The sequence below is a fragment of the Acidovorax sp. GW821-FHT10E03 genome (assembly GCF_059415205.1).
Map to the genome: position 1 here is coordinate 230,339 of NZ_JBWKMU010000004.1, position 19,491 is coordinate 249,829.

Genomic DNA, 19,491 nt, shown 5'->3' on the forward strand with positions numbered 1-19,491 from the left:
CGGCCATCGCGAGAGCACCCGTGGATCTGGCTCCGCCAGTCCACCAGGTGCGCCCCCCTTAGGGGGAAGGCGCGCAGCGCCTCAGGGGGAGACTAGTACTCCCAGAAGATGCGTTGCAGCTCTTTGCTGTCGTTGGTCTTGGTGAGCGCCACCATGGCAAGAATGCGGGCCTTTTGTGGACGCAGGTCATGCGCCACCACCCAGTCGTACTTGTCGTCGGGCTGCTCGGCGTTGCGCAGCACGAAACCGTCGGGCACGCGGGCCGAGCGCACGATCTGCACGCCCGCCGCACGCAGCGCCTTGAGCGAATCCACCGCCTGCGCGGCCACCGAGCCGTTGCCCGTGCCGGCGTGGATCAGCGCCTTCACGCCGGCCTTGCCGTAGGCCTCGATGCCCGTGGTGTTCATGTTGCCGTAGCCGTACACGATGTCCACGGCGGGCAGGGCCTGGATCTCGTCGATGTTGAACTCGGAATTGGCGGTGTGGCGCTTGACGGGCGCGCGGAACCAGTAGTTCTTGCCCTCCACCACCATGCCCAGCGGGCCCCACTGGCTCTTGAAGGCCTCGGTCTTGATGTTGATGGTCTTGCTCACGTCGCGGCCGCTCTGGATCTCGTCGTTCATGGTGACGAGCACGCCCTTGCCGGCGGCGTCCTTGCTGGCCGCCACGCTCACGGCGTCGTACAGGTTCAGCGCGCCATCGGCCGACAGGGCCGTGCCGGGGCGCATGGAGCCGACTACGACGATGGGCTTGTTCGTGCGCACGACCAGGTTCAGGAAGTACGCGGTTTCTTCCAGGGTGTCGGTGCCGTGGGTGATGACGATGCCGTCCACGTCGGCCTGCTTGGACAGGGCCGAGACACGCTGGCCGAGCTTGAGCAGGTGCTCGTTGGTGAAGCTCTCGGAGGCGATCTGGAACACCTGCTCGCCCGAGACCTTGGCGACGCTGGCCAGCTCCGGCAGGCCCGCCAGCAGCTTGTCGACCGGCACCTTGGCCGCGGCGTAGGTGGCGCTGTTGGCGGCCGAGGCGCCTGCACCGGCGATGGTGCCGCCCGTGGCAAGCACCACGACATGGGGCTTGGCGGCCTGGGCCATGGCCACGGCCGAGGCGGCGGACAGCAGCAGGCCGGCCAGCCAGCGGTGCACGGGGGGGGAAATGCGCATGACAGAAATCTCCAGACAGTTGTTATGAAGAGGCCGCCAGCGGAATGCGCTGACAACCCGGCCGCTCGTTGGCGGTGCCGGATCGTATGAGAGAGTCACACACATCGTTAGGGAATAATCAGCCTCTTCTTGTGAATTTCACTCATACCCCTGCTACCGGACCCTGGCCATGAACCTGCGGCAACTCGAGGTGTTCCAGGCCGTTCTGCAAACCGGCAACATGAGCGCCGCGGCACGGCTGCTGTGCATCACGCCCTCGGCCGTGAGCAAGGCCGTGGCGCACACCGAGCTGCAGCTGGGCTACCGGCTGTTCGTGCGCACGCCGGCCGGCCTCACGCCCACGCCCGAGGCGCAGGTGCTGGCCACCGAGTCCACGGGCATCCACCGCCAGCTCGACGCCCTGCGCCGCACGGCGCGCAACCTGGGCACCAGCGACACGGGCGACGTGCGCCTGGCGGCCATCCCCTCGATCACGCACGAGTTCCTGCCCCTGGTGCTGCAGGAGCATGCGCTGCGCTACCCGCAGGTGGGCGTGGAAGTGCGCACCATCCACCAGGACCAGATGACGCAGGCCCTGCTCACTCGCAGCGTGGATTTCTGCCTGGGCTTCTACAAGCACCCGCACCCGCAGATCCGCAGCGATCTGCTGGTCAGCGGGCGCATGTACCTGGCGGTGGCGCAGTCCGTGTGGACGCGCGCGCCGCGCGCCGTGGCGCCCAGCGCCCGGCTGGCGCAGGTGCCGGTGATCCGCCTGGTGGGGGACGACCCCATGCGCCAGTCCATCGACGACCTCGCACAGCGCCTGGGCACGCCCGCGGGGCCGGGCCTGCAGGTGCAGACCTCGCGCCTGGCGCTGGACCTGGTGCGCCGGGGCATGGGCTGGACGGTGATCGACTTTCTCACCGCCACCCAGCTCGACCCCGGGACCATGGTGGCGCTGGAGCTGCACGAGCTGCCGCCCATGTCGCTGTACAGCTACCACGCCCGCGCCCTGCCCCAGGGCCTGCCCGCCACGCGCATGCTGGCCATGCTGCCGGGGCTGCTGCACCGAGCCCTTTCGGCAAAGGCGGTATGAAAAAACCCGCCCATCCCTCGCAGGATGGCGGGTTGCGCTGAAAACCTCGCGGCTCAGTTATCCCAGCGGCGCAGCACCAGGCTGGCGTTGGTTCCGCCGAAGCCGAAGCTGTTGGACAGTGCCGTGCGGATGGGCGCATCGCGCGTCTCGCGCACCAGGGGCATGCCCTCGGCGGCGGGCTCCAGCGTCTCGATGTGGGCCGAGCCCGCGATGAAGCCCTGGCGCAGCATCAACAGGCAGTAGATCGCCTCCTGCACGCCCGTGGCACCCAGCGAGTGGCCGGTGAGCGACTTGGTGGACGAGAACGGCGGAATCGCGTCGCCGAACACCTCGCGGATGGCGCGCAGCTCCGGCACGTCGCCCACGGGCGTGGAGGTGCCGTGGGTGTTGATGTAGTCGATGGGTTCGCTCACGGTGGAGATGGCCTGGCGCATGCAGGCGATCGCGCCGTCGCCCGAAGGGGCCACCATGTCGGCGCCGTCGGACGTGGCGCCGAACCCGATGACCTCGCCCAGGATGGTGGCGCCGCGCGCCTGCGCATGCTCCAGGCTCTCCAGCACCACGGCGCCGCCGCCGCCCGACAGCACGAAGCCGTCGCGGTTGGCGTCATAGGCGCGCGAGGCCTTCTCGGGCGTGGCGTTGTAGGCGCTGGACATGGCGCCCATGGCGTCGAACAGCAGGCCCATGCCCCAGGTGACCTCCTCGCCGCCGCCGGCGAACATCACGTCCTGCATGCCCCAGGCGATCTGCTGGGCGGCCGCGCCGATGCAGTGGGCCGAGGTGCTGCAGGCCGAGGTGATGGAGTAGTTGATGCCCTTGATGCCGAAGTTGGTCGACAGGCAGGCGGACACGGTGGAGCTCATGCAGCGCGTGACCTGGTAGGGCCCCACGCGGCGGATGCCCTTGCTGCGCAGGATGTCCGCCGCCTCGATCTGGTTGGCGGGCGAGCCGCCGCCCGAGCCCATGATGAGGCCGGTGCGCGGGTGCGACACCTGTTCGGGCGTGAGGCCCGATTCGGCGATCGCGTTGGCCAGCGAGATGTGCGCATAGGCTGCCGCATCGCCCATGAAGCGCAGCTGCTTGCGGTCGATCAGCTCTTCGAGGTTGATCTGCGGCACGCCCGCCACCTGGCTGCGCATGCCCAGCTCGGTGAACTGCGGCATGGCACGGATGCCCGAGCGGCTCTCCCGCAGCGACTGCGTGACGGTGCCCATGTCGTTGCCGATGCACGAGACAATTCCCGCGCCCGTGATCACCACGCGTTTCATGCTGCGGCTCCTTGTGCGGCGCCATCTTCCTCGCGTTTGAACAAGCCCACACGCAGGTCGTTGGCCACGTAGATTTCCTTGCCATCGGCCAGCAGCCGGGCATCGCCAATGGCCATGACCAGCTTGCGCTTGATGACGCGCTTGATGTCGATTTCGTAGGTGACGAGCTTCACGTCCGGGCCCACTTCGCCGGTGAACTTGACCTCGCCCGCGCCCAGCGCCCGGCCGCGGCCAGGCAATTGCAGCCAGGTCAGGTAAAAGCCGATGAGCTGCCACATGGCGTCCAGCCCCAGGCAGCCGGGCATGACCGGGTCGCCCTGGAAGTGGCAGGCAAAGAACCAGAGGTCCGGGCGCACGTCAAGTTCGGCGCGGATCTTTCCCAGCCCGTGCGCGCCACCATCGCTGTCGATGTGCGTGATGCGGTCAAACATCAGCATGGGCGGCAGCGGCAGGCGCCCGCTGTCAGCGCCGAACAGCCGGCCCTCGCCCGAGGCGATCAGTTGTTCGTAGGAAAAGGAATCAGCCATCTTCAGTCGTGCTCCAGAACAGCGGTGGGCCCGCTTCAAATCATCGTTGTATGCAAACACAAGCCCCCGCTTGTGGGGCTCCATTATCAAGGCAGAGAAAGACACATCCCGGTTTTGGCCCGGCAAGGCACCGGGACACCCCGGCAGCACATGACCTGGATCAATTCCCGCGCACCGTCTGCCACCGCCTCGCCACCAGGGCAAAAACCAGGGCCAGCCCCCCGAAGATCCACAGGGGCACCAGCCCCCAGCGCGACACCCACCACGCGTACGGCGTGATGTGCCAGCCACTGGCGGCATCCATCCCCCGGCCCCACACCTCGCCCTTGAGCACGCCCCGCGTGTGCCGCGCCAGCTGGTGGGTGACCACGCCCCGGTGGTCGATGATGGCGGTGGCGCCCGTGTTGGTCGCGCGCACCATGGGGCGCTCGAATTCCAGCGAACGCATGCGGCTGATGTGCAGGTGCTGGTCGATGGCCACGGTGTCGCCGAACCAGCCGATGTTGCTGAAATTGACGAACACCGTCGGCGCCTGCGCCGGGTTGGCGAACCGCGCGCCCAGTTCCTCGCCAAAAAGGTCTTCGTAGCAGATGTTGGGGGCGATGCGCTGGCCTGCCCAGGCAAACGGTGCCTGGCCCACGGTTCCGCGGTTGAAATCGCCCAGCGGGATGTCCATCATGGCCGTGAACCATCTGAAGAACGGCGGGATGAATTCGCCGAACGGCACCAGGTGGTGCTTGTCGTAGCGGTACGGCGTCTTCTGGTGGCCGGGGCCCATGCCCAGCACCGAATTGGTGTAGCCCAGCGTTTCGCTGCCCAGCGGAATGCCCAGCAGCGCCGCCTGGGAGCCCTGCGCGTAGCGCTGCTGGATGCCTTCCAGGTAGCCCGGCATGAGCTGCTGGGGCAGCAGCGGGATGGCGGTTTCGGGCGCCACCACCAGGTCGGCCCTGGCGTCGCGCAGCGCGTCGGCATACCACTTGAGCGCCATCGGCACGCCGCTGCCCTGCTGGAACTTCTCGTCCTGCGGGATGTTCCCCTGCAACAGTTCCAGGGTCATCGGCGGCGCCGTGCGGGCCGACGGCGTGTGGCACAGGTTCACCGCGCAATGGCGCTCCAGCGTGGCGCCCGCCAGGCCCGCCGCGAGAACGCCGGCCAGCCCCCACAGGCGCCAGTGGCGCAGATCCCCCGGGCGCCATTGCACGGCCAGCATCGCCAGCATCGCAGCCACCGCCCCGATGCCGTACACGCCCAGGATGCGCGCCAGCACCGCCAGCGGCCCGTCAACGTGGGCATAGCCGCCCGCGCCCCACGGGAAACCCGTCCACAGCGTGCCGCGCGCCAGTTCGGCCAGCAGCCAGAACGCTCCGAAAACAATAGCTGTCAGCGCCCTGTTGGCAAGCGCCAGGCGGCAAAAAAGCCCCAGCATCACCGCGTAGTAGCTGCCCAGGAACGCCGCGAGGCCCAGCACCGCCGCCACCGCCAGCGGCGCGGCCAGCCCGCCGTAGGTGTGCATGGAGATGAAAAGCCACCAGAACGTGCCCGCGAGCCAGGCCGTGGCGAACAGGCCGCCGATGGCGGCACCGCGCCGCCAGGCCACGGACGCGGTGGCCTGCGGGCGCACCAGCCAGGCCAGCACCGCCATGGAGGCGATCTGCAGCCACCACAGGGGCTCGCCGCTCCACGGCCAGGCCAGCGAGGCCGCCTGCGCAACGCCGGCAGCCACGGCCAGCAGCGCCTGCAGGGCCAGCGGCAGCCCCGGCGTCGTGCGCGCGCGGGCCATCAGCCGCCGGCGCTGGCATCTTCGACCCGCGACACCTTGAACCAGCGCACGGCGCCGCCCTTGGTGTGCAGCACGACGAAGTGCAGCCCGCCCAGCTGCAGGTGCTCGCCGCGCTTGGGCACATGGCCCATTTCGTGGGCGATCAGGCCACCGATGGTGTCGAAGGTTTCGTCGGGGTCGCTGCCCTGGACCAGCACGTCGAACGCCTCGGAAACCCGTTCGACCGAGGTGTCGCCGCTCACGCGGTAGGTGCGGTCGGCCAGCCCGAAGATGTCGCCGTCGTCCTCGGGAATGTCGAACTCGTCCTCGATCTCGCCCACGATCTGCTCGAGCACGTCCTCGATGGTGATGAGCCCGGCCACGCGGCCGAACTCGTCGATCACGATCGCCAGGTGGTTGCGGTTGCCGCGGAATTCGCGCAGCAGGTCGTTCAGGCCCTTGCTTTCGGGCACGAAGACGGCGGGGCGCAGCAGCGCGCGGATGTTCAGCTCGGGCGCCCGCTGCAGCTTGAGCAGGTCCTTGGCCATGAGGATGCCGATGATGTTCTCGCGCTCGCCCTGGTACACCGGAAACCGCGAATGCGCGGTGTTGATGACAAGGTGCAGCAGCTCGTCGAACGGCGCGTCGATGTTGACGAGGTCCATGCGCGGCGCGGCCACCATCACGTCGCCCGCCGTCATGTCGGCCATGCGGATGACGCGCTCGAGCATCACGCGCGATTCGGCCCCGATGACCTCGTTGTCCTCGGCCTCGGCCAGGGTTTCGATGAGCTCTTCCGTGGAGTCCGGCCCCGGATGGATGAACTCGGCCACTTTCTGCAGGAAGGTGCGCTTGTCTTCCCTCTCGGGCAAGCGCCCGGGGTGCGCAGGGTGCGGGTCAGACACTGAGGACGTGCGGGTAGTGAATCAGGCCCCTAGGATAGCGGATTGTTGTGACAGCGCGCCATGGCGCCCGCGCCTTGCGGCCCGGGCCCGCCGCTGGTCACTCGGCGGACTGGTGGCGCGCGTGCTGCACGCCGCTGCGCACTTCCTGCACGCCCGCCAGGAAATCCCAGAACTGCTTGGCCTGCTTCTTGATCTGGTAGTCCACCTCGGCAAACTGCTGCTCCACGATCTCGGCCATGCGCGTGTCCAGGCTGGCGGGCTGGATCTGGAGGTAGGCCTCGGACTCCGAGCCGTCGCGGCGCACGGTGGCGCCCGCCTTGCGGGCAATCTTGAGCATCGCGGTGTTCTCGGACAGCGCATGGATGAAGACCATGTTCACGCCTTCATTGCGCGCATGCATCACCGCGCGCTCGAACAGGCGTGCGCCAAAACCACGGCCCCGCGCCTGCTTGAGCACGGAAACGCCAAACTCGGCGCAGTGCTTGTGCTCGGGATGCTCCGAGAACGCCAGGTGGGCCATCGCGATGAGTTCCAGGCGGCGGTTGTAGATGCCGAAGATCTCGTCGCGGTTGAAATCGAGGTGCTCGGCATACCGGCGGATCTGCTCGTCATTGGCCGCGTAGCCGAAGCGCAGATAGCGGTCCGCCGGTTCGAGCTTCAGCAGATGCTGGGTGATCCGCTCGCGGTAGGACGGGCCCAGGGCGCGGATGGGAACCATCATGGGCACCTCCTGCTTTGCGTGGGTGTCATGGGGAGACGGGCCGCCCGTCACCGGGCGCAGCATGTCCCTGCCTGCGTGCCAGGATGCCTTGAGCCAGTCTTTCGTTGCGAACATGGCTGTAAATATAAGGGTTTTCCCTCATTATTTCCAGTACAAATTGCTGCATTGCAGCAAAGTAGTGAGATGCCTCAAATCAAGGCAGAAAATAGCTCTCGGCGCTTTGTCCATGGGCGCGAGAAGCTACCAAATCCATAGCAATTGCCTTGCGCCAGGGCCCACGGATGTCTTCTGCGCGACCCATCCCGGCCCCCGCAGCGCCGGGTGCCGGCCGCCCGCAAGGGTATAGCGGCGGCCATCGCGCGGCAAGCGTCCCGGGGCGCGAGGGCATCACACCGGCACGGCGGTGGTGGCCTTGACCCGGTCGAGCACGAAACTGGTCTTGCAGTCCTGCACGCTGGGGTGCTTGAGCAGGGTGTCCATGATGAAGCGGCTGTAGTGCGCCATGTCCGCCACCACCACGCGCAGCAGGTAGTCCATCTCGCCCGTGAGCGATGCGCATTCCACCACTTCGGGCCACGTCTGCACGCTGGCGCGGAACAGGTCCATGGGGTTGCGCTTGTGGCTTTCGGTGTGCTTTTCCAGTCGCACATTGAGGTAGGCGGTCAGCCCCAGGCCCACGGCCTCGGGGGGCACCAGCGCCACGTAGCGGTCGATCACCCCGCTTTCCTCCAGGCGCTTGACGCGGCGCAGCACCGCGCTGGGCGACAGGCCCACCTGCTCACCGATGACGTCATACGTCTCCCGGCCATTTTCTTGCAGACGGCGCAATATGGCCCTGTCCAGCTTGTCGAGTGCGCTTGAGGCTTGCATAGCGCAGGATTTTATGGAATCCGCGCATTTTTCGCTTGCCAGATTGCATGCTGGGGTATGTCCCGATAGTGACACCACGCCGGGACCAGAAGAATGAATCCCGCAAAAACGCACGGTCGTTCGTTTTTTGCAGGCACAAAAACCATATCCAACGGAGACAACCACATGACCGGATTCCTCAGCCGCTTTCTGCGGCGCCTCGCGCTGGCGGCCAGCGCCGGGCTCTTGCTCCTGGGGGCCAGCGCCCAGGCCCAGAGCGGCTACACGCAGACGCGCTACCCCATCGTGCTGGTGCACGGCCTTTTCGGCTTCGACTCGGCCCTGGGCATCGACTACTTCTATGGCATTCCCGACGCCTTGCGCCAGGGCGGCGCGAAGGTCTACGTGGCGCAGGTGTCCGCCGCGAACAGCACCGAGGTCCGGGGCGAGCAGCTGCTGGCGCAGGTCAAGACCATCCTGGCGATCACCGGAGCGGCCAAGGTCAACCTCGTGGGTCACTCCCATGGCGGACCCACCACGCGTTATGTGGCGGGCGTCGCGCCGCAGCTGGTGGCGTCGGTCACCTCGGTGGGCGGGGTCAACAAGGGATCGCGCGTGGCGGACATCCTGCGGGGCGTGGCCCCCGCCGGTTCGGTGTCGGAGGCCGTGGCCAGCGGCGCGGCCAGGGCGCTGGTCAGCCTGATCAACCTCACGTCCGGGGGTTCGGCCCTGCCCCAGATGCCGACCGCCGCGCTCGATTCGCTGACCACCGCCGGGCTCGCGGACTTCAACCGCCGCTTTCCGCAGGCCCTGCCCAGCGGCTGCGGCAGCGGTGCGGAGCTGGCCAACGGCGTGCGCTACTACTCCTGGACGGGCACGCAGCCCCTGACCAACGTGCTCGATGCCAGCGATGGCCTGCTGAGCGTGCTCAGCCTGGTCTTTGGCGAGGCCAACGACGGCCTGGTCTCCGCCTGCTCGTCGCGCCTGGGCAAACACCTGGGCGACCACCGGCAGAACCACCTGGACGAAGTGAACCAGCTGCTGGGCCTGCGCGACTGGTTCTCCACCGACCCGGTGACGCTGTACCGCCAGCACGCCAACCGCCTCAAGACGCAGGGCCTGTAAGCCGTGGAAAAAAGGTCCCGCGCCTTCGCCGCCGCAGTGGCCCTGGCCGCCGCCACGGCCGCCGTGGTCTGGTGGACGGCCCCGCACGGCCTGCAGGGCGCGGAGGACCCGCATCCAGGCGCCGGCGGCGCCGGCCCGCAGGCCGGCAGCGCGCGCCAGAACCCGTCGGGCTCGGCACGGCCCATGGAGAGCAGCTTCTTCGCCGCCCGCCGCGCCGCCGGCCCGGACCGCCACGAAGACCCCCTGCTGGTGCACGGCCTGCGCGATACGCTGGAGGCGCTGCTGATGGAGGCGCAGGACGGCGGCGCGGCGGACCCCGCCACGCTCAAGCAGCGCCTGGCGGGCCTGGTGGGCAAGCACTTCCCGGCGGCACTGGCCACCCGGGCACTGGCATTGGCCGAGCGCTACGTGGACTACCGCGTGGCGCTGGGCCAGCTGCGCACGCCCCCGGACCCGACCGACCCCGGCGCGCTGCGCGAAGCGCTGGAGGCGCGCCACAAGGTGCGCCAGCAGTTCTTTGACGGCCCCGAGCACGACGCCCTGTTCGCCCGCGAGGCGGACCTGGACCGCTACACGCTGGCGCGCCTGGAGATCGAGCGCAACCCCCGGCTCACCGCCGAACAGCGCACCCAGGCCTTGCGCGATGCAGAGAACGAATTGCCCCAGGCGCGCCGCGCGGAGCGCGCAGCGGCCACCGAACACCTGAGCGCGGCCGCCCAGACCGCCGCGTTCAACGCACAAAACACCGACGAACGCACCCGCCACGCCGCGCGCAGCGCGCAGTACGGCGAGGCCGCGGCCCACGCCATGGCCCAGCTGGACCGGGAGGAGCAAAGCTGGCAGCAGCGCCTGGACCAATACAGCCAGGCCCGTGCCCAGCCGGGCGACGGCAGGGCACTGGAATCACTGCGCCAGCAGCTGTTCTCACCGCAGGAGCAGCAGCGCCTCGATGCCGCCCTGGCGCTGCGAAAGCTCCCGCCGGCCACGCCGGGCTCCTGAGCGCAGGGCGCCGGTGCCATTCGACGGTGCGCCCGGGTGGCGCGCCTGTCCTGCGCCATTTTTTGACCATTCGCAACATTCCTGCAAATCAAAGGCCAAAGCCTCTTGATTTCGCCAGAAACATGAGGCAGGGCACGCCTACAGTCCATGGCATTCCTCAACGAATGCCGGAGACACCCCATGAACGCCGCCTTGCCCCCAACAACCGCCACCCAGCTGGAAGCCTGGGACAACCCCATGGGCCTGATGGGGTTCGAGTTCGTCGAATTCACCTCGCCCCAGCCCGGCGTGCTGGAAGCCGTGTTCGAGAAGCTGGGCTTCACCCTGGTGGCCAAGCACCGCTCCAAGGACGTGGTTCTGTACCGCCAGAACGGCATCAACTTCATCCTCAACCGCGAGCCCCACAGCCAGGCGGCCTACTTCGGCGCCGAGCATGGCCCGTCGGCCTGCGGCCTCGCCTTCCGCGTGAAGGATGCGCACAAGGCCTACAACCGCGCGCTGGAGCTGGGCGCCCAGCCCATCGAGATCCCCACCGGCCCCATGGAGCTGCGCCTGCCCGCGATCAAGGGCATCGGCGGCGCGCCGCTGTATTTGATCGACCGCTTTGAGGACGGCAAGTCCATCTACGACATCGACTTCGAATTCATCGAAGGCGTGGACCGCCGCCCCGTGGGCCACGGCCTGAACCTGATCGACCACCTCACGCACAACGTGTACCGGGGCCGCATGGGCTTCTGGGCCAATTTCTACGAGAAGCTGTTCAACTTCCGCGAGATCCGCTACTTCGACATCCAGGGCGAGTACACGGGCCTGACGTCGAAGGCCATGACCGCGCCCGACGGCAAGATCCGCATCCCGCTGAACGAAGAGTCCAAGCAGGGCGGCGGCCAGATCGAGGAATTCCTGATGCAGTTCAACGGCGAAGGCATCCAGCACATCGCGCTGATCTGCGACAACCTGCAGGACGTGGTGGACAAGCTGGGCATGGCCGGCGTCTCGCTGGCCACCGCGCCCAACGACGTCTACTACGAGATGCTGGACACCCGCCTGCCCGGCCACGGCCAGCCCGTGCCCGAGCTGCAGTCGCGCGGCATCCTGCTGGACGGCACCACGGCCGACGGCACGCCGCGCCTGCTGCTGCAGATCTTCTCCACGCCCATGCTGGGCCCGGTGTTCTTCGAGTTCATCCAGCGCGAAGGCGACTACCGCGACGGATTCGGCGAAGGCAACTTCAAGGCACTGTTCGAATCGCTGGAGCGCGACCAGATCCGCCGTGGGGTGCTCAACACCTAAGACATCAGACATCCCGGGTTAACCCTGACCAGATGCCTATACTGCGCGCTCCCCGGAACTCAAAAGGATCCCGATGTCGCTCCGTAGCACCTTGTCCAGTGTTGTTCTCGTCCTGCTCTGCGCCGCCACGGCGGCGCAGGCGCAGAACCCGTCCGCCCCCCTCACCATCGTGGTCCCCTACCCTGCCGGCGGCCCGCTGGACACCTCGGCACGCATCGTGGCCGAAGGCGCCGCAGCCCAGCTGGGCTCCATCACCGTGGAGAACAAGCCTGGCGCCGGCGGGGGCACCGGGGCCGACCAGGTGGCCAAGGCACCCAAGACCAGCAACCAGATCCTGATGGGCGCGGTGGCCACGCATGCGGTCAACCCCTGGCTGTACAAGAAGAACTTCCCGTACAACCCGCTCAAGGATTTCAAGCCCCTCGTGCTGGTGGCGCGCACGCCCAATGTGCTGGTGGTGAACGCGGAGCAGGCCGCCAGGCTGGGCATCAAGACAACGCCGGACCTGGTGCAGTACCTCAAGAAGAACCCGGACCAGGCCAAGTACGGCTCGGGCGGCAACGGCAGCATCGGCCACATCTCGGCCGAGATGTTCAAGTCGCTCACCAACACCCGCATGGGCCACACGCCGTTCCAGGGCTCCAAGCCCGCCCTGGCGGCGCTGGAGTCGGGGCAGGTGCTGATGGTGTTCGACAACCTGGCCTCGGCGCTGCCACAGATCCAGTCGGGCAAGCTGCTGGCGCTGGGCGTGACCACGCTCAGCCGCAACGAGTCGCTGCCCAGCGTGCCCAGCATCAACGACAGCGTGCAGGGCTTCAACGTGTCCACCTGGTTTGGCCTGTTCGCGCCCGCCTCGCTGCCGGACGCCGACGCGCGCCGCTACGCCAACGCGTTCTCGGCGGCCATGCAGTCGCCCGCTGGCAAGGAGAAGTTCAAGAAGATGGGCATCACGCCCGAAGAGCTGACGCTCGACGGGTTCGCGCAGTTCGTACGCTCGGAAAACAGCAAGTACGAGTTCCTGATCCGGGCCGCAAAAATCAAGATCGAATAACCGCCGCCCGGGCAGGTGCGCGCCACCCGGCGCGCCGCACCAGGACGGCCAAGGAGCAAAAAATGGGACAAGCCCCCGTCGTCTATGGCCAATCCACCCGCCCACCCCGGGGCGACTACTCGCGCGCCAGCGAGGACTACACCTGCCCGCAGGACTACGCGGCCTATACCGCCGCAGACCACGACACCTACCGCCGCCTGTACGAGCGCCAGCGCGCACTGCTGCCGGGCCTGGCGAGCCAGGCGTTCATCGACGCCCTGCCCTCGCTGGGCGCCAGCGACCGCATTCCGCGTTTTGAGGAAGTCAACGAGCGCCTTTACAAGGCCACGGGCTGGGAGCTGGTGGGCGTGCCCGGCCTGATCCCCGAGGTGCCCTTCTTCACGCTGCTGGCCCACCGCAAGTTCCCGGTGACGGACTGGATCCGCAAGCCCGAGGAGTTCGAGTACATCGTCGAGCCGGACATTTTTCACGACCTGTTCGGCCACGTGCCGCTGCTGTTCAACCCGGTGTTCGCGGACTATGTGCAGCGCTATGGCCAGGGCGGGCTGAAGGCGCAGGGGCTGGGGTCGTGCGAGATGTTGAGTCGCCTGTACTGGTACACGATCGAGTTCGGGTTGATCCGCGAGGCGGGGCAGTTGCGGGCGTACGGCGCGGGGATTCTGAGTTCTTCGGGCGAACTGGCGTATTCCGTGCAGAGCCCGGAGCCACAGCGCATTGCGCTGCAGCTCGAGCGCACCATGCGCACGCGCTACAAGATCGATACGTACCAGCAGACGTATTTCGTGATCGACAGTTTCGAGCAGCTGTTCGAGATGACGGCGGCGGACTTTGCGCCGATCTATGAGCGGCTGCGGGGGTTGCCGGAGTTTGCGGCGGATGAGCGGGAGGCTGTGGCGGCTTGATTTTTGGTGATATTGGCTGCTAGCGCTAGTGAATCATGCATTGACAGCTACGTCTTTGATAGCACCCCTTTTGCACCCAGCAATACTTGGCCGAGGCTGTCGGAGGTTGTGGATGTATCGGTCTCTGTGCCTGGGTTGAGGGCGGAGGCCGGAGTCGCCCGGCATGCGAGTAACTTTCTTTCGCGTCGCCGAAAGAAAGTCACCAAAGAAAGGGCGACCCTACTGCGCGCGTCCCTTCGCTACGCTACGGGCAACCTGCGATGCTCGGACAGGGGGTGCGCCGCAGAACTCACTGCGCGCTACGCGCTCCGTTCAAACAACTGCGGCAAGTCAGTACACGAAGTGCGTGTGTCCTTCGGCACACGCACGCACCCCCTGCCCTGCGCTTCTCGGCACGCGCAGAAGGGAACCCAGAAACGGACATCCACACGGGCCATTGCTTCGCTCGGCCCCCTCTCGCGGGCGCAAGCGCCACGCGCTGCGCAAACTGGGCCGAGCGCAGCGATGGCCCGAAGGGATGTCCGGCTGTTCGGTTGTTTGGATGTTCTGCTGTCCACCCCCTGCTGGCTGCGCCTGCGGCGGGGCGGTTGCGGGGTGGCATGGGCGTCGCAGCGCCCATACTTCGTGCTCTGACTCGCCGTGGCTGTCCGAGCGGCGCGCGCAGCGCAAAGCGAGTTCCACGGCGCACCCCGCAACCGACACGACGCAGGTTTGCCCCGGAGCAAAGCGCAGGGGTCGCAGACTGGGGGTCGCCTTTTCTTTGGTGACTTTCTTTTGGCGAAGCAAAAGAAAGTTACTCGCCTGCCGGGGCGACAACCCGGCTCCCGCCCTCAGCAAAGGCATACGGCCAAATCAGCACACCTAACAAAAACTACAAAATTGATAGCTATCAACGCTTTATAGAAAAGCGCAAGCAGTCAAAAAAACTCACAGAATCACCCTCGACCTATCTCCTCCAGACAAGCCTCCATCACCCCAGGGTCAAACGCCATCTGCACATGCGCGACGCCCTCCACCAACCGGTTGTCCGCCCCTGGCAACGCCGCGGTGCTCGCCGGGAACACGATGTTGTCGCAGTTCGAATACCAGCACGTGAACAACGCCGCCCGCCCCGCCGGCTCGGCCCGCTGCAGCGCCACCACCCAGTCCCCCGCCAGGCTCATCTGCCGCCCATTCACCGCCCGGCTGAAGCGCCCGAGCCACGTGCCGCCGTGGGGCGTGCCCAGCGTCAACACCCGGTGCACCCGCCCATCCGCCTGGTGCGCGCGCAGCCAGGCCCGCACCGCCAGCCCGCCCATGCTGTGGCACAGCAACACCGGCGCCTGGCCCGTGGCCGCCGTCACCTTGCGCACGGCCTCTTCGATGATGTCGGCATACTCGTCAATCGAGCCCATCACCGGCTCCAGGTTCACCGCCACATGGGCATGGCCCCGGGCTTGCAATGGCACGAACCACGGCAACCACAGGCCCCGGTTGCACATGAAGCCGTGCACCAGCACCACGCCGCGCTTTCCGGTCGGCTGCGCAGGCAGCCAGTCGGGCAATGACTGGTGGCGAAACGGCTGGCGCCAGCCAAAGACCATCAATGCCACCCACACCTCGGCCCACCAGGCGGCCAGCACCTGGGAGAGGCGCGCACGGGGCGCTGCGTCCTGGCGGTTGGTGAGGTGCATCAGCACAAACTCCACCGCCATCACCGCGAGGTATATCCCCAGGGGCAGCAACGCCCCCAGCACGGCACGCAAGGGCGAATGCGGCCACTGCCACACCAGCCAGGCGGCCATGGTCAGCAGGATGAACAGGAGCAGGGTTCGTTGCCAGCGCGCGATCATGGTGGTGATGGGCAGATGTTGTAATTGACCAGCCGCATTGTGCGGTCTGGGCCCTGCCCTGGCGCCCCCCGCACGTAGAAAGGACCCCGCCCCATGGATGCCGCCCAGACCATCCGCGACTGCATCGCCGACGTCACGGCCCTGCGCCTGCACCGCACCGGCGATGCCGCACTGGGCGCGGCGGTGGGCCAGGTCAAGACCCTGCAGGCACGGCGCTTCAGGGGCACCTATGCCGACCTCATGGGCTCGCCCTCGTTCGGCCCCGCGGCCCGGTTCTTCCTCGAGGAGCTGTACAGCGACACCGACTACACCGAGCGCGACCTGCAGTTCGGCCGCATCGCGGGCACGCTGCAGACCATGTTCCCCCAGCCCGTGGTGGCCACCGCCGTGGCGCTGGCCGTGCTGCATGCGCAGACCGAGGGGCTCGACCAGGAGATGGGCCGCGCCTGGCTCGACGCCTCCGGCGGGGGCGGCATGCCGGACGCCGCCCGCTACACCGCCGCCTGGCGCGCCGTGGGGCAGCGCCATGCGCGCCAGCAGCAACTGCAGCGCGTGCTGGCCATGGGCACCGACCTCGCCCGCCTGACCCGCACCCCCGGCCTGCGCATGATGCTGCGCATGATGCGCGCGCCCGCCCAGGCGGCCGGCATGGGCGCGCTGCAGCGGTTCCTGGAGGCGGGCTTCGACACCTTTGGCCAGCTCGCGCGCCAGCGCGGCGGGGTCGAGCAGTTCCTGGCCACCATCCAGGAGCGCGAAGGCGCGCTGATGGCGCAGCTGTTCGATGCCGATCCTGTCACCTGCGAGACCCAACTGGCGCGCACCCTAGGACAAGCCCGGTAGCTGACTGCACGCCCGCGCTTCCACAATCTGTGCCCACCCTTTCACTGGCGAGCACAAGGAAACAAGCGCATGGAAAAGATCTGGCTCAAGAGCTACCCCCCGGGCGTACCGCACGATGTGCAGCCCGAGCAATACCGCTCCGTGGCCCACCTGCTGGAGGAATCCTTCCGCAAGCACGCAAAGAGCCCCTTCTCGGTCTGCATGGACCGGTGGATGACCTATGGCGAACTGGAGCGCCGCTCGGCCGCGCTGGGCGCCTACCTGCAGAGCCTGGGCCTGGCCCCCGGCGCGCGCGTGGCCATCATGCTGCCCAACATCCCGCAGTTCGGCGTGACCATGGCGGCCGTGCTGCGCGCGGGCTACACCTGCGTGAACGTGAACCCGCTGTACACGGCGCGCGAGCTGGAGCACCAGCTCAAGGACTCGGGCGCCACGGCCATCGTGATCCTGGAGAACTTCGCGCACACGCTGGCCGAGGTGGTGGACCGCACCGCCATCCAGCACGTGGTGATGACCTCGATGGGCGACCTGCTGGGCGCCGCGTTCGGCGCCTGGATCACCTTCGCGGTGCGCCACCTGGCCAAGATGGTGCCGGCCTACGAGCTGCCCCTGACCGGCGGCCGCAAGCTCGTCACCTTCAAGAAGGCGCTGTCGCTGGGCGAGCACAAGTCCCTGGCCCCGAGCCAGGCCACGCTCGACTCCATCGCCTTCCTGCAGTACACGGGCGGCACCACGGGCCTGTCCAAGGGCGCGGTGCTCACCCACCGCAACATCGTGGCCGCCACGCTGCAGGCCGAGGCCTGGTTCACGCCCGCGCTGTCGAAGGTGGGCGACATCAGCAAGGCCAACTCCATCGCCGCGCTGCCGCTGTACCACATCTTCGCGCTCACGCTGTGCCTGCTGGCCATCCGCCAGGGCTCCAGCCTCACGCTGATCCCCAACCCGCGCGACATTCCCAAGTTCGTGGCCGAGCTCAAGAAGCGCCCCTTCCACATGCTGCCCGCCGTGAACACCTTGTTCAACGCGCTGCTGCAGAACCCGCAGTTCCGCACGCTCGACTTCTCGCACCTGTGCGTGTCGCAGGCCGGCGGCATGGCCGCCAGCGAAGGCACGGCCAAGCAGTGGCAAAAGGTCACGGGCAGCACCATGATCGAAGGCTGGGGCATGAGCGAGACCTGCGCCATCGGCACCAACAACCCGGTGAACAACACCACCTTCAGCGGCACCATCGGCCTGCCGCTGCCGGGCATCGACATCGCCATCAAGGACGACGCCGGCCACAGCGTGCCCCAGGGCGACCCGGGCGAGATCTGCATCCGCGGCCCCAACGTGATGACGGGCTACTACAACCAGCCCGAGGAGAACGCCAAGGCTTTCACGCCCGATGGATTCATGCGCACGGGCGACATCGGCATCATGGACAGCGAGGGCTACACGCGCATCATCGACCGCAAGAAGGACATGATCCTGGTGAGCGGCTTCAACGTGTTCCCCAACGAGCTGGAGCAGGTCATCAGCCTGTGCCCCGGCGTGGTGGAATGCGCGGCCATCGGCATCCCCGACGAAAAGCAGGGCGAGGCGATCAAGGTGTTCATCATCAAGAACGACCCCACGCTCAGCGAGGAAGACGTGGCCCGCTACTGCCAGGAGAACCTCACCGGCTACAAGCGGCCCAAGTACATCGAGTTCCGCGACGAGCTGCCCAAGAGCAACGTGGGCAAGATCCTGCGACGGGAATTGAGAACCGCCGCCTGAGCGGCTCCGCCCCCTTTCCTCTTCTCCTTCCTTTCCCCCTTCTCCTCACGCGCTTCACGCCAGGGAAAGAGGGCACAACACCGGCGCGGCGGGGCGGGCCTTGCGCGGTGTTTCTGGCAAGGCAGCGCGCAGGTTTCCACGCCCTGGCGCCACGGCCCGGCCCTTGCTCTTCTCTGCGGGGCCCCTCCTCCCATCCACCCCCTCCAAGCGCCGCGAAGCCAGGGCCGGGCTCCGCGCAGGGCGGCACGGCGGCAGAGCCGTTCCCGGCTTTCTCCCCGGCAGGCCATTGCGTGCTATTTCAGGGTTTTCACCAACTAGCAAACGTTTGCGCAAACGTTTGCTTTAGATATGATTCGCGCCGCGGCATCGCTTTGGCGGGTCGCCCGAAGCGTTTTTGTGGGCGCCGCTGGCGCTTGAAGCCCCATTCCAACAGGAGACACCATGCAGTTCACCCGCCGTTCCGTTCAGACCGCCGCCGCCCTTGCCGTTGTGGGCAGCCTGCTGGCCAGCCCTGCGTTCGCGCAGGACAAGCCCAAGATCGCCCTGGTCATGAAGTCGCTGGCCAACGAGTTCTTCCGCACCATGGAAGACGGCGCCAAGGCGCACCAGAAGGCGCACGCCAGTGAGTACACGCTGGTGGCGAACGGCATCAAGAACGAGACCGACACCGCCGCGCAGATCAAGATGATCGAGCAGGCCGTGGCGCAGAAGGTCAGCGCCATCGTGCTGGCCCCGGCCGACTCCAAGGCGCTGGTGCCCGTGGTCAAGTCCGCCATCGACAAGGGCATCCTGGTGGTCAACATCGACAACCAGCTCGATGCCGACGCGCTGAAGGAAAAGAACATCACCGTGCCCTTCGTGGGCCCCGACAACCGCGCGGGCGCCAAGCTGGTGGGCGACCACCTGGCCAAGACACTGAAGGCCGGCGACAAGGTGGGCATCATCGAAGGCGTGTCCACCACCTTCAATGCGCAGCAGCGCACGCTGGGCTACCAGGACGCGATGAAGGCCGCCAACATCACCGTGGTGGGCGTGCAGTCCGGCAACTGGGAAATTGAAAAGGGCAACACCGTGGCCGCCGGCATGATGCGCGAGCACCCCGACCTGGTGGCGCTGCTGGCCGGCAACGACAGCATGGCCCTGGGCGCCGTGGCCGCCGTGAAGGCCGCCGGCAAGACCGGCAAGGTGCAGGTGGTGGGCTACGACAACATCGGCGCCATCAAGCCCATGCTGGCCGACGGCCGCGTGCTGGCCACCGCCGACCAGTACGCCGCCAAGCAGGCCGTGTTCGGCATCGAGCTGGCGCAGAAGGCCCTGGCCGCCAAGACACCCCAGGCGCAGTTGCCCGCCCTGGTGAAGACCGACGTGGTGCTCGTGACCAAGGGCAGCAAGTAAGACGCACCCCGACCCCAGCCGCACCCGCTTCG

17 protein-coding genes are annotated in these 19,491 nt (G+C 67.5%); 9 read left to right on the forward strand and 8 right to left on the reverse strand.

Annotated features, from left to right (window positions below; genetic code table 11):
* Positions 1–92: 92 nt before the first annotated feature.
* Positions 93–1,163, reverse strand: a complete 1,071-nt coding sequence (locus AC07OD_RS09120) for a type II asparaginase (RefSeq protein WP_218293168.1) — start codon at positions 1,161–1,163, stop codon at positions 93–95.
* 169 nt (positions 1,164–1,332) lie between these two features.
* On the opposite strand from AC07OD_RS09120, the gene AC07OD_RS09125 reads away from it, so the two are divergent.
* Complete coding sequence (locus tag AC07OD_RS09125) at positions 1,333–2,238, forward strand: LysR family transcriptional regulator (protein WP_218293167.1); 906 nt, start codon at positions 1,333–1,335, stop codon at positions 2,236–2,238.
* 53 nt (positions 2,239–2,291) lie between these two features.
* Here AC07OD_RS09125 and fabB read toward each other — a convergent pair whose 3' ends face one another.
* The 6 genes from fabB to AC07OD_RS09155 form a co-directional block, all read right to left on the reverse strand.
* Positions 2,292–3,506 carry a beta-ketoacyl-ACP synthase I gene (fabB, locus tag AC07OD_RS09130; RefSeq protein WP_218293166.1) on the reverse strand — a complete coding sequence of 405 codons (1,215 nt, stop codon included), beginning with the start codon at positions 3,504–3,506 and terminating at the stop codon, positions 2,292–2,294.
* Entirely contained in the window at positions 3,503–4,033 is a 531-nt protein-coding gene (gene fabA, locus AC07OD_RS09135; RefSeq protein ID WP_218293165.1) for a 3-hydroxyacyl-[acyl-carrier-protein] dehydratase FabA, read from the reverse strand. Before fabA ends, fabB begins: the two co-directional genes overlap by 4 nt.
* A 160-nt stretch (positions 4,034–4,193) precedes the next feature.
* Positions 4,194–5,813, reverse strand: a complete 1,620-nt coding sequence (gene lnt, locus AC07OD_RS09140) for an apolipoprotein N-acyltransferase (protein ID WP_218293164.1) — start codon at positions 5,811–5,813, stop codon at positions 4,194–4,196.
* On the reverse strand, positions 5,813–6,697 hold the full coding sequence (locus tag AC07OD_RS09145; protein WP_218293163.1) for a CorC family transporter: 885 nt from the start codon (positions 6,695–6,697) through the stop codon (positions 5,813–5,815). Before AC07OD_RS09145 ends, lnt begins: the two co-directional genes overlap by 1 nt.
* 97 nt (positions 6,698–6,794) lie before the next feature.
* Positions 6,795–7,532: a GNAT family N-acetyltransferase gene (locus AC07OD_RS09150; RefSeq protein ID WP_218293162.1), complete on the reverse strand. Its 738-nt coding sequence runs from the start codon at positions 7,530–7,532 to the stop codon at positions 6,795–6,797.
* 273 nt (positions 7,533–7,805) lie between these two features.
* Positions 7,806–8,288 carry an Lrp/AsnC family transcriptional regulator gene (locus AC07OD_RS09155; protein ID WP_218293161.1) on the reverse strand — a complete coding sequence of 161 codons (483 nt, stop codon included), beginning with the start codon at positions 8,286–8,288 and terminating at the stop codon, positions 7,806–7,808.
* 165 nt (positions 8,289–8,453) lie between these two features.
* Here AC07OD_RS09155 and AC07OD_RS09160 point away from each other — a divergent pair, with 165 nt between their 5' ends.
* The 5 genes from AC07OD_RS09160 (at position 8,454) to phhA (ending at position 13,637) form a co-directional block, all read left to right on the forward strand.
* The gene (locus AC07OD_RS09160) at positions 8,454–9,392 is read left to right on the forward strand and encodes a lipase family alpha/beta hydrolase (protein WP_218340522.1); all 939 of its coding nucleotides are present in this window, start codon (positions 8,454–8,456) and stop codon (positions 9,390–9,392) included.
* Between the two features lie 3 nt (positions 9,393–9,395).
* Positions 9,396–10,391 carry a lipase secretion chaperone gene (locus AC07OD_RS09165; protein ID WP_218293159.1) on the forward strand — a complete coding sequence of 332 codons (996 nt, stop codon included), beginning with the start codon at positions 9,396–9,398 and terminating at the stop codon, positions 10,389–10,391.
* Positions 10,392–10,571: 180 nt separating this feature from the next.
* Positions 10,572–11,684: a 4-hydroxyphenylpyruvate dioxygenase gene (gene hppD, locus AC07OD_RS09170; protein ID WP_494596245.1), complete on the forward strand. Its 1,113-nt coding sequence runs from the start codon at positions 10,572–10,574 to the stop codon at positions 11,682–11,684.
* Positions 11,685–11,757: 73 nt separating this feature from the next.
* Complete coding sequence (locus AC07OD_RS09175; protein ID WP_218293157.1) at positions 11,758–12,735, forward strand: Bug family tripartite tricarboxylate transporter substrate binding protein; 978 nt, start codon at positions 11,758–11,760, stop codon at positions 12,733–12,735.
* Positions 12,736–12,797: 62 nt separating this feature from the next.
* Entirely contained in the window at positions 12,798–13,637 is an 840-nt protein-coding gene (gene phhA / locus AC07OD_RS09180; protein ID WP_218340525.1) for a phenylalanine 4-monooxygenase, read from the forward strand.
* 935 nt (positions 13,638–14,572) lie between these two features.
* Here the strand turns inward: phhA and AC07OD_RS09185 are convergent.
* Positions 14,573–15,469 (reverse strand): esterase/lipase family protein, encoded by an 897-nt coding sequence (locus tag AC07OD_RS09185; protein ID WP_494596248.1) that lies wholly within the window; start codon positions 15,467–15,469, stop codon positions 14,573–14,575.
* Between the two features lie 93 nt (positions 15,470–15,562).
* On the opposite strand from AC07OD_RS09185, the gene AC07OD_RS09190 reads away from it, so the two are divergent.
* The 3 genes from AC07OD_RS09190 to AC07OD_RS09200 all read left to right on the forward strand — a co-directional run bounded on the left by AC07OD_RS09190 (position 15,563) and on the right by AC07OD_RS09200 (position 19,459).
* The gene (locus AC07OD_RS09190; protein WP_218293154.1) at positions 15,563–16,309 is read left to right on the forward strand and encodes an FFLEELY motif protein; all 747 of its coding nucleotides are present in this window, start codon (positions 15,563–15,565) and stop codon (positions 16,307–16,309) included.
* A 69-nt stretch (positions 16,310–16,378) separates the two neighbouring features.
* Positions 16,379–18,064, forward strand: a complete 1,686-nt coding sequence (locus AC07OD_RS09195; RefSeq protein WP_218340527.1) for an AMP-binding protein — start codon at positions 16,379–16,381, stop codon at positions 18,062–18,064.
* Between the two features lie 441 nt (positions 18,065–18,505).
* Positions 18,506–19,459 carry a sugar ABC transporter substrate-binding protein gene (locus tag AC07OD_RS09200; RefSeq protein ID WP_218293152.1) on the forward strand — a complete coding sequence of 318 codons (954 nt, stop codon included), beginning with the start codon at positions 18,506–18,508 and terminating at the stop codon, positions 19,457–19,459.
* The last annotated feature ends 32 nt before the right edge of the window (positions 19,460–19,491 follow it).

Coding starts and splice junctions, on each gene's coding strand:
- AC07OD_RS09120 (WP_218293168.1), bottom strand. CDS start 1,163: ATGCGCATTTCCCCCCCCGTGCACCGCTGGCTGGCCGGCCTGCTGCTG.
- AC07OD_RS09125 (WP_218293167.1), top strand. CDS start 1,333: ATGAACCTGCGGCAACTCGAGGTGTTCCAGGCCGTTCTGCAAACCGGC.
- fabB (WP_218293166.1), bottom strand. CDS start 3,506: ATGAAACGCGTGGTGATCACGGGCGCGGGAATTGTCTCGTGCATCGGC.
- fabA (WP_218293165.1), bottom strand. CDS start 4,033: ATGGCTGATTCCTTTTCCTACGAACAACTGATCGCCTCGGGCGAGGGC.
- lnt (WP_218293164.1), bottom strand. CDS start 5,813: ATGGCCCGCGCGCGCACGACGCCGGGGCTGCCGCTGGCCCTGCAGGCG.
- AC07OD_RS09150 (WP_218293162.1), bottom strand. CDS start 7,532: ATGTTCGCAACGAAAGACTGGCTCAAGGCATCCTGGCACGCAGGCAGG.
- AC07OD_RS09155 (WP_218293161.1), bottom strand. CDS start 8,288: ATGCAAGCCTCAAGCGCACTCGACAAGCTGGACAGGGCCATATTGCGC.
- AC07OD_RS09160 (WP_218340522.1), top strand. CDS start 8,454: ATGACCGGATTCCTCAGCCGCTTTCTGCGGCGCCTCGCGCTGGCGGCC.
- hppD (WP_494596245.1), top strand. CDS start 10,572: ATGAACGCCGCCTTGCCCCCAACAACCGCCACCCAGCTGGAAGCCTGG.
- AC07OD_RS09175 (WP_218293157.1), top strand. CDS start 11,758: ATGTCGCTCCGTAGCACCTTGTCCAGTGTTGTTCTCGTCCTGCTCTGC.
- phhA (WP_218340525.1), top strand. CDS start 12,798: ATGGGACAAGCCCCCGTCGTCTATGGCCAATCCACCCGCCCACCCCGG.
- AC07OD_RS09185 (WP_494596248.1), bottom strand. CDS start 15,469: ATGATCGCGCGCTGGCAACGAACCCTGCTCCTGTTCATCCTGCTGACC.
- AC07OD_RS09190 (WP_218293154.1), top strand. CDS start 15,563: ATGGATGCCGCCCAGACCATCCGCGACTGCATCGCCGACGTCACGGCC.
- AC07OD_RS09195 (WP_218340527.1), top strand. CDS start 16,379: ATGGAAAAGATCTGGCTCAAGAGCTACCCCCCGGGCGTACCGCACGAT.
- AC07OD_RS09200 (WP_218293152.1), top strand. CDS start 18,506: ATGCAGTTCACCCGCCGTTCCGTTCAGACCGCCGCCGCCCTTGCCGTT.